At 24.6% G+C, this 9,851-nt stretch carries 8 protein-coding genes; all 8 read right to left on the minus strand.

All coding sequences use genetic code 11. The features are described 5' to 3' along the window. Positions 1-231: 231 nt before the first annotated feature. Complete coding sequence (gene cas2 / locus Q1J60_RS07090; protein WP_300260118.1) at positions 232-522, minus strand: CRISPR-associated endonuclease Cas2; 291 nt, start codon at positions 520-522, stop codon at positions 232-234. 142 nt (positions 523-664) lie between these two features. Further along, positions 665-1,663, minus strand: a complete 999-nt coding sequence (cas1b, locus tag Q1J60_RS07095) for a type I-B CRISPR-associated endonuclease Cas1b (RefSeq protein WP_300260119.1) — start codon at positions 1,661-1,663, stop codon at positions 665-667. Positions 1,664-1,704: 41 nt separating this feature from the next. After that, entirely contained in the window at positions 1,705-2,196 is a 492-nt protein-coding gene (gene cas4, locus Q1J60_RS07100; protein ID WP_300260122.1) for a CRISPR-associated protein Cas4, read from the minus strand. 18 nt (positions 2,197-2,214) lie between these two features. Continuing rightward, complete coding sequence (gene cas3, locus Q1J60_RS07105; RefSeq protein ID WP_300260125.1) at positions 2,215-4,953, minus strand: CRISPR-associated helicase Cas3'; 2,739 nt, start codon at positions 4,951-4,953, stop codon at positions 2,215-2,217. A 96-nt stretch (positions 4,954-5,049) separates the two neighbouring features. Next, complete coding sequence (gene cas5b, locus Q1J60_RS07110) at positions 5,050-5,865, minus strand: type I-B CRISPR-associated protein Cas5b (protein ID WP_300260127.1); 816 nt, start codon at positions 5,863-5,865, stop codon at positions 5,050-5,052. Between the two features lie 4 nt (positions 5,866-5,869). After that, positions 5,870-6,820 carry a type I CRISPR-associated protein Cas7 gene (locus tag Q1J60_RS07115; protein ID WP_300260130.1) on the minus strand — a complete coding sequence of 317 codons (951 nt, stop codon included), beginning with the start codon at positions 6,818-6,820 and terminating at the stop codon, positions 5,870-5,872. Positions 6,821-6,823: 3 nt separating this feature from the next. Further along, a complete protein-coding gene (locus Q1J60_RS07120; RefSeq protein WP_300260132.1) occupies positions 6,824-8,593 on the minus strand; it encodes a type I-B CRISPR-associated protein Cas8b/Csh1 in 1,770 nt (589 codons plus the stop codon). 67 nt (positions 8,594-8,660) lie between these two features. Next, positions 8,661-9,353, minus strand: coding sequence for a CRISPR-associated endoribonuclease Cas6 (gene cas6 / locus Q1J60_RS07125; protein ID WP_300260135.1), 693 nt, complete (start codon positions 9,351-9,353; stop codon positions 8,661-8,663). Between the last annotated feature and the right edge of the window lie 498 nt (positions 9,354-9,851).

Raw genomic sequence — 9,851 nt, forward strand, 5'->3', positions numbered from 1 at the left:
ATTTAAATACATCTCATGTTAAGGTTCAATACTTGTAAAATAGCTATTCTTAAATTTAATAAATATATCTTAATCTAGTTATTTCAATACTTATGCTATAATTTTACCAGTATTTTATTAGAAATAAAAGAATTTCTTAAAAATCAGCTTAAAACATAGTTATTTCAATACTTTCACAAATTTTTATTATTTAAATCACTGGTAAAATTCTATACTATTTTTAATTAATTATTAAAGTATAAGTGTTTCTCCATTAATTACTTCTTTAACTCCTAGTACTTCTTCTCCAAATACACTTCCATTTAACAATTTAACAATACATATAAAATCATCATCATTTTCTATTACTTTATTTAAGTCTTTTCTTAAGTTTATAAGATTAGCTGGTGTTATTTCTCCCCTAAAAACTGACTTTTGAAAATGAGATAAATACTTCTTACAAACCTTAAACACTTTATTTACCCTCTTTTCATTTACATCATAAAATACAAAAGCATAATTATAATTCATTTTACTTTTCATATCTATATTTCTCCTTTTGTCTTTGAAATTCAATATAATTAATCATTATTCCATTTTCATATCAAATAAAACTTTAACAATAATCCTCAATAATATTAACCAAGCAACTAATTTATCTGAAACAATATTAAAATAAAATAAACTAATACTTATTTTTTAGACTAAAAGGTTTGAATTCTTTACCTTCTATTATATATTTAATAAGTTTGTAACAATCTAATTTTATAGCTGTTTTATAAGTTACTCTTCTCTTTAACTTTGGATGGACAAATACAGAATCCAATTTTTCTTCAAAGGCTTTTATAAATATACTTCTTCCCTCTTCATTTAAAAGACAATAATTAACTTTTTTATCAAAATGCTTGTCTACCTTTACCATCTTCTTATTAACTAGTTCAAAAATTGTTTTATAAACTATTACTGGCTTAAAAACCTCACTAATATCCAAGCTTAATGAAAATCTTCCTTCTGACGGTTCATGTAGAAAACTTATTCTTTGATCTAGGTGAGTTTTGTATATAGTCGCTATTGTCTTTGTATATAAAAGAGAGTTTCCAAAGGATATTAATGCATTAATAGGATTATCAGGTGGTCTTTTACACCTTTTATTCATAATGAATTCTTGTGGCAAAATAACCTTAAACTCAGAATAAAATCTCTGCCAAACTTCTCCTTCAATTGCCATTAACTCCTTAATATCTTTTGCTTTATCAACTCTACTATAAAATTCTTCTTTGATCCAATCTATCGTTCTCTTAACTTCTTTTTTATTATGTTTATAGTAATGATAAAGTAGTTCATGAATATTTTCTCCTATTCCACTTACTATACTTTTTGCTATTATTAATCTATTTTCTTCAAAAGCCTTAACCTGCTTTATAAGCAATTTTCCACTATTATACTTATCCTTAGGATAGAAAGTTCCGCTATACCCTTCATAATAATTAAAAAAATGTATTATTATATTGTTTCTAGATATGAAATCTAATAATTTAGTATTTATGCTAATCTCATTTAAGCAATAAATTTCACTTGTTCCTTCTACTGGAATATAAACATTTTTGCCATCTTTTCTAAAACACAATGAATTATCTTTCCTTGTTAGCTCTCCCATGGAACCTATATATTTGGTTTTTGACATAATACTGTTCCTCCCATAAACTTATAAAATAAATTTTTTTATTAAATATAGCAATACTCATAATAAGCACATTTTTTACATTTAGGTTCATTAATAACACTAGGAATCTCTTCTTCTAAAATTAATTCCTCTAAATTTTTAACAATACATTCTAATTCTTTTTCATTTTCTTCAGTTAACTCAATAACTAAAGTTTTCTTTTTTGTTTTATTTTTTTCGATAAACTCTAATTTTCCTTTTCTATCAATTCCCTTTGCTTTTAAAACCTTCAAATAAAATAATAATTGCCATTTTGCAGCTTCCACGTCTGCATCCGATTTTTTAATTTCTGTTAAATATTCCTTTGTAAGTTTATCTATTTTAACATTGTCTATTTCTAACTCAGTATTATCTCCCTTTATTTTTTCTTCATGAAGAGCCTTTCCAACTTTAACAGTTTCACTATTATCTTCTAAATTAAATCTGTTTCCATGAAAAAAACATTGTCTCTTGCAATGAAAGTAATAATTTATAAGAGTTCCATTAACCTTCAAAATTCTCACCTCTATAATTTATATAAATTCCCCAATATCATTTTCAAATCTAGATTTATTAAGCTTTCCATTTTCAAAAAAATCATATCCATTTTCTATATATAAAATCTCCCCAATTCTATCATTATAATTAAAGTTTTGCTTTGTTCTTATTCTATAAATAAAATAATTCATTTTAGCTTTAACCTTTGATAGTTTAACCATTTTTTCAGCGTAGTTCATTTCATTATTTAATAATAAATTACTATACTCTTTCCATACCTCTTTCCCATCTATTTTGTCAATACTTCTAGTATTCTTATTCTCTACATCAATCTCATAAGCTAAAAATACTTGAATATCATTTCTATCTTCATCTATTAACTTCATTTTTTCTTCAATATTTTTAAAGTTAAGATTTCTAACAGATTGATTAAAGAATAATTCTGTATTATTATCATTATAAGAACTAGTATTATCCAAAAGAGGCTTATTAACTAACTGATTATAATAGTCAAAATCCTTTTCAACTAATATATTTCTAATATCCTGATTTTCTATTGTTAAACTCCTGTTTTTTCTAACATCTCCTTTATATATGCTGATTGCGTTATCTAAATTAAAAAAATATACCTTTGAGTCTTCTTTTAAACAAGATCTATTTATTCTTCCTAAGAATTGTTCTTCACTATCTAATACAGAGCAATCTTTAAATCCTATGTCCATGTCAATATCTACACCAGCTTCTATAACTTGAGTTGCTACTAAGGTTACATTGTCTAAACCTTGTTTATCTTTATCACCCTTTATTTCATTTATTATTTTTTCTCTATCAATTGAATTATCATCACCAGTTAAAAGTCTTACTTCACCAAAGCCATTTTCTGATTCTTCTCTAAGTTTAAGTTCTTCAAAAAACTTATAAGCACTATTTTTACTTATAAATTCTACTATTCTCTTTTTCCCATCATAATCTTTAATCTTTTTAATTAAGACATCAAAAATATTATCTTTTTTTAATTCCATTAAAGAATAATCTACCTTTACCCTATTTTTAAACTTTTCATTTTTGAAATATTTGTCCCTATCATTTATTAATCTAACTGAGTTTTTACTCTTTAAACTCTTCTCATCTTCATAACTAACTAAATTACCTTTATATTTTTCATCTAAATCTATATTTTTTTCATATGAACTTTCTATATCAGCCTTTATAAGAAGACCCTCTAAATCTGGAAGAGTTGCAGACATTATTATTATTTTTATATTTAATATCATTGAAAATCCATTTAAAAATTCTATTATTTCTCTCCATATTTGATTTTTATAACTCTGTATTTCATCCAGTACTATGACACTATTAGCTAATTGATGAAATGCAAATATATTCTCCTTCATTGTTCCAAACATATAAGAAAATAATGAAACATGAGTAGTTAAAATCATTGGATAGTTTAAAAACTGTCTATTAAGTAATGCCTTTGAATAATCACTATATTCTAAATCTTCAAAGTACTTTTCTTTTTCATAATCAGTGCCTTTTACTTCTTTAATAGGAAATAAAGAATTTATAACTGCTATTTCTTGTAAAACCTCTTTATTATTTTTATAAATCTTTTCTAAGGTAACTAAATTTTGCTCGATTAAAGTATTAAATGGATATACATAAAATATCTTATTCTTAGTAGAATCATTTTCTATTATTTTGAAGGCCAAGTTATTTGCTACATTACTCTTTCCACTTCCTGTTGGAGCTTCTAAATAAAATATATTTTTATCAATATTATTTAATAGTTCTTTTTCAGCATCTAAAAACATTTCATTTCTTAAAACATTTATATTTTCTACCTTATAAAAATCCTCTTCCTTGCCATATTGATTCTTTTCATATTCTCTTATAAACTTATAAATCTCTCCACTTTTAAAGGCTTCATAAAATTTATTTATGTCACTAATAGTTCCTATATCCTTAATTTTAGTCCCATTCATATATTCTGAAGTTGAATAATAATCACAAGCTATTAAAATTGAAAGCATAAATCTTTCATAAGTATATATTCCTATTTCTTTTTTAATTGACTCATTACTTTCTAATATACTTTTATTAAATCCTTCATATTTTTCTAATATTTTTTCAATATGCTTTTTATTTAAAATTAAATTTCTAAAATAAATAGGGTTTATTATCTTTTTAAGTTCCTCATTTTTTTCTTCTTCAAACTTTAATAAAAGTCTTCCTTCTTTACTTGTGTATAAACTCATATCATCTAATGGTGAATGATGCTTCGAGATTATATATGAATTTAAAATGAGTAGTGCAAAAAAGGAATTGCAATTTTCTTTTTTAACTTTTCCTTCTTTGTTAAGTTTTACAAGTTTTCCTAAAAAATAATCTATATAAATTACTGAAGAATAAATGGAATGATTAGTATCTATATTTAATCCCATATCAATATTTAGCTTATTCTTCATCTTTATCTCTTGAAAGTTTGGGTTAATCTTTCCCATATCATGCATAGTTATTATACCTACTAGCATTTCTCTAAATAAATTTTCTTCATCCTTAGAAGGTTTGTTTAAAAACATATTTTCAAAATTTAAAAAGACCTTTTGTAAATTCTTTTTTCTATAAATCTTTTCAAAATATTCTTTGCATAAATCTATATGCATTTTTAATGTTTCTTCTTTATTATTTGCTCCATTTATATGAGCTAAAACTTTATATTCTTCTTTTATCAAATAATCTATATTTAATGAATCTAAAGCTTTTAAATACATATTATATAGTTCCTTTCTAAATTATATAGTTCCTTTCTAAAAAATTTGGCTACATCCTGCTTAAAATTTATTAAGCATATTGATGTAGCCATTTTTCTATATAAACTGAATAGTTTTATCTTTTACTTTATAAATTAAACTATCCTTTTCTTTTTCTAAATAACTATTTGTATAAATCAAACTTTGTGTTTTATACATACTTGTTTCTTCATCAAGAGATACAGGTAAAAACTCTTCGTATTTATATAGAGGTTCTTCCTTAATTATTTCCTTAGAGTCTTCTGAGAATTCATCAAACTCAAGAAAATCATCAAAATCATCTTCCTTAGGTTTATTTGAAAGTTTATAACTATCTTTTTTAAAGAAACTATCTATATAGTTAGTCTCTAAACATTCTTCACATTGACAAATTTCACAATTTAATATATCAGCTATATGATCATTTTTACCTAAGTAAGGTAAATATACATAGCTTTTATTAATCATTGCTCTTGAAATCTTTTCAGCCTCATTGTTATCTAAAAGAATATATATTTCCCAAGAAGGGTTCTCTAACCATTGTTCCTTAACAATAAGATTTCCTCCTTGCTCTTGTGAAGCATATCCTACAGAGTTATTGAATATATTTAGTTTTTTTCCTATAACTCCATTTTTATTATTTGGAACTATAGAAACCTTTATATCCTTTAACTTTTCATAAAACTCAGGAAACTTTGACTCTTTATTAGAAGATTTTTCTCCTTTATACTTAGAGTTTTTTTGATTATATCCTCCATACCCTAGTATAGCCCCAAAAATTCCAAGTAAAGCTACCTTATGAATATGACCATAAGTAAAATAAAAATTAGAATTCACATCAGGCCTTTTAAAAAATCCTGTTTTTCCTTCTAAAGTAAACTTTAAAGCCTTCATAATACTACACCTCTTTTTTACTAAAGATATTGTAATATTTAGCTCCTTCAAAATTAGCTTTAACATTAATTGTTAAAGGATTATAGTAAACTTCTATGCTTTCTATTCTCTCTTCTAATCCATCTAAAACTTCTTTAAAGTTTAATTCAAAGGTATTTTTTTCTTCTCCTTTTATAAACTTTACATACTTATCTAAATTAGGTAAATACAAAGTATTATCAGTTTTTATGAATACTGATAATTCATTTTCACATCCAACCTTTGAATTTGTTGCAAAAGCTGTTGCTGAAGAAATAGCTGCTTCCTTAAATGCTTTATAGTCTTCTTCTGTATATCCTTCTGTAACTTCTAATTCTACAAACTCTTTATATGCAAGTGGGTTTATAACAAAAGGATAACAATAATGTGCTTCTGGTGTTACTATTTTAGTTCCTAATGTTGAATTTTTTGCCTCTTCATTATCCTTTTTATTTGGCTTTTCAGAACCATCTCTAAAAGGTGATAATATAGTTTGCTCTTCAGCTTCTGCCTCTTCATAAATATTATATCCTTGTCCTATTTGGACAGCTCCAGTTATAGATATATTATTTCCTTCTTCTGCAAAGGTAGCTCCAAAGTTTTTAACATCCTTAGCTTTAAAAAGATTTTTTAAAACCTCTTTACCATCCTTTTCTTTTTTCAAATCATCAATCTCAAATAAATCTTCATATCTTTCCTTTAATGATTTTGGAACTAAAGAAACCTCTCCTTTTTTACTTTCTGAAAATTTCATTGATTTTATATATAAAACTTTATCCCCTGAATTGTCCCATGCTTTTTTCATAGGGTATTTTAAAGCTTTATCACTTCCAAATATATCTCCTTCAGAAGTTGTTTTTGGAAAACCTGTAAAATCAGCATTCCAATTTGCCATTCTTGATGAAATGCATATCAATCCGTAAACTCTTTTATCCATAATCTAACACTCCTTTTTCTCAAACATTATATTTCCACTTAAGTAACCAGCAGTTATTAAATCTCCTTGCATCTTTCCTTCGACTTCATATCCTAAAACCATGCTGTAAAGCCTTTTAAATCTTATATCTTTATTTGAATCTAAATCGTAATTATATTTTTTATAAAGTCTAAATAAATTTTCCTTTATTATTTTATCACTCTTTGCATTTATTATAGGATTAGCTAAAGATAAAGGCTTATTTTTGCCCTTGCTTTTTCCTAGTAAATATGAAGTTAATTGACCAACTGCATAAAAATACTCTTTATCGCTATTTATAGAATCCTCTTTATTCTCTAAAACCTTATTTCTTAAATCATTTCTTATGTGCAAAAGAATATCAGCCATATTTTCCTCTCCTCCTTCAAAATACTCCTTTAAGGAGTAAATTAAATTAAACTGATTTATTGCCTTTGTAAAATATCCATTATTTAATGAATTCTTTAATGTTAATCTTGAAGCCTTGTTTAAAACGCTCCAAACATGATTTGCATCTCCCTTATGGAACCACTTAAATAATTGCTCTCTAGATATTAATAAGGCTCTTTTTATATCTACTTCCTTAATTGAAATATCCTCTGAAAAATAATTGGTCACTAAAAATCTATTGAAAAATATTATGTTAAGCAAACTTTGCATATCTTTCTTTTCTATAATAGTTTCATATGCCCAAGTATCCTCTTTTTTCCTATTTTTATATACGATTTCTCTAGATGCATCTAATATATTTTTAAATTCAAACTTTTTCTTTAACTTAGGAGAATAGCTTGAAACAATGTCAAAGTCATGAATTTCACATTCTTTACCCTTTTTAATTCTTATATAATTTCCAGTAAAATTACGTTCTAAAAACTCTCTATCCTTAATAGCAAAGATTTCTGAATCATTTAAATAGATATTATTTTTCCCTTGCGCAGCTAAATTAAAAAGAAAATCAAAAACTTTTTTCTGCTTTAATACTTCCTCTTGATTTATTAGATATGGATATACTATGCCTCTTGTTTTATTTTCTAAATAAGGCTTCTTTGAATTTAATCCCATATTATCATTTGGAAGACCTACTATATTATCCTTTGTTTCTAAGTTATAATCATTATTATTATAAATATTAGGAATTAGATAACGTTTACCTTCTTTATAAAAATCATCTTCATTAAATAAGAAAAATATCTTTAAATAGTTTTTCTGTTTTAAATCTATATCTAAATTAAAAATATTTTCATCAATCCAAGCCTTTACCTTAGACAGTTTTTCTAAGTCAACCTCTCCTATCTCCTTTTCTACATTTTTATAAATCTCTAAGGACTTCTTTCCTTTTTTATCATATTTGTCTTCTAAATTAGATAAAACTCTATAGTATTCATCTATACGCTCTTGATTTAATTTAGATTGTCCAGTTTTTTCATCAAGTTTTAAACTTTCTTTTTTAACAAAAAAACTTAAATAATTGTTACTGTGTATAACTTTCTTTCCATCAATAGGCTTATTCATATCTATAAGTTTACTATTGTAATCCATTTTACATAGAAGTTTGAAATTTTCTATGTTTGTATCAACTTTTTTAAGCTTTTTATCAAAAATAATATCTGCTCTATAGACTTCCTTAAGTTGTCCATTTTTATCTGGCTTTACTATTATATAAGTGCCATCAGAAGGTATATAGTTGTCTAAAATTCTATCTTCTAAGGTATCTCCAAAATTACTATAAATATAGTTTGTAACTTGATCTAACAAAATTCCTCCCCCTCTCTAATTATTATTAACTTTTATAGTTATTTTAACATTGAATAAGACAAAAAATTTATATCCATCTGTAATTTAAAAATCCACATCCTCTGGCGTTGCATTCCCCAGCTCCTACGCCTATACTCATATAAGCAATTTTTTGAGATAATTCATCATCACTTATATTTAAAGTTATCTTGTCACCAAGAATCTTAATATTTTTTAACTTTATAGATATTGGCTTTTTATTGTTAAATTCTAATGAATTAAATAAAGGGAAATCTTCTTTTATATTCTCTCCAGTAAATTCATTGTACTTTTTAATCATATTAATTTTTAATCTATTGGCATATTCATCAATACTCATGTGATTTTTCCAGTACCCAAAATCATTCTTAATAATAACTGGCGTTATTGAATATACCTTTTCAATATGATGTCTATTTATTTCTTTGGCTTTAACCTTTATCCCCTTTATTGAGCTTGTATAGCTTTTGTGAAGTTCATTTAAAAGGTAATTTGCCAGATTAACATCTATAGTTCTTATTTGAAAAGTATAGAGGTTGTCACTTTTATAAGTTCTATTTTCTTCTACAGGATAAAATGAATTAAAACTATACATCTTATAACAATTTTTATTGTGTAGATCTAAAAACTCTTGATCTCTAGCTAATGTTGTGTCTATAAAACTACAAATTTCATTTGAAGCATCTTCCTGCTTTATATCTTTTAAAAGATACACTTTTACATCAATTTGAAAAACTTTCACTATATCCACCTCCTTATAAAACCTTTGCTCTATTTTGATAATTAGTTAAAATTTATTTTAAATAACCATCGAAAACCTATACATTTTTGTTTAGTACATAAAGTGTTATGGTTAAAATATTATCTTCATTAAAGACATTTCTTAAATACTACAAGAGTTATTAAAAATTTTTATCATATAAATTAAATACATTTGATAAAAATATTATACCAACAAAAGTTATTTTCACAAAATTTTATTTTAAATCTTTTAATATTTTAAATCATTTTTTCTTTTCATTTCATAAAAAATATTATCCATTATAGTTATTATTATAATTATAATAGATAAATTTCATCAAGTTTATAATTTTGTATATTTTTTGTAATATTAATAACAATAATTATTAGTTAATGCTAAAAGTATTTAAATACATTTCATGTTAAGGTTCAATTTCAATATAGTTTTTATGTGCTTACCTGAAAACGCATTTAAATACATCTCATGTTAAGGTTCAAT

This window comes from Clostridium sp., assembly GCF_029258205.1.
GTDB lineage: Bacteria > Bacillota > Clostridia > Clostridiales > Clostridiaceae > Sarcina.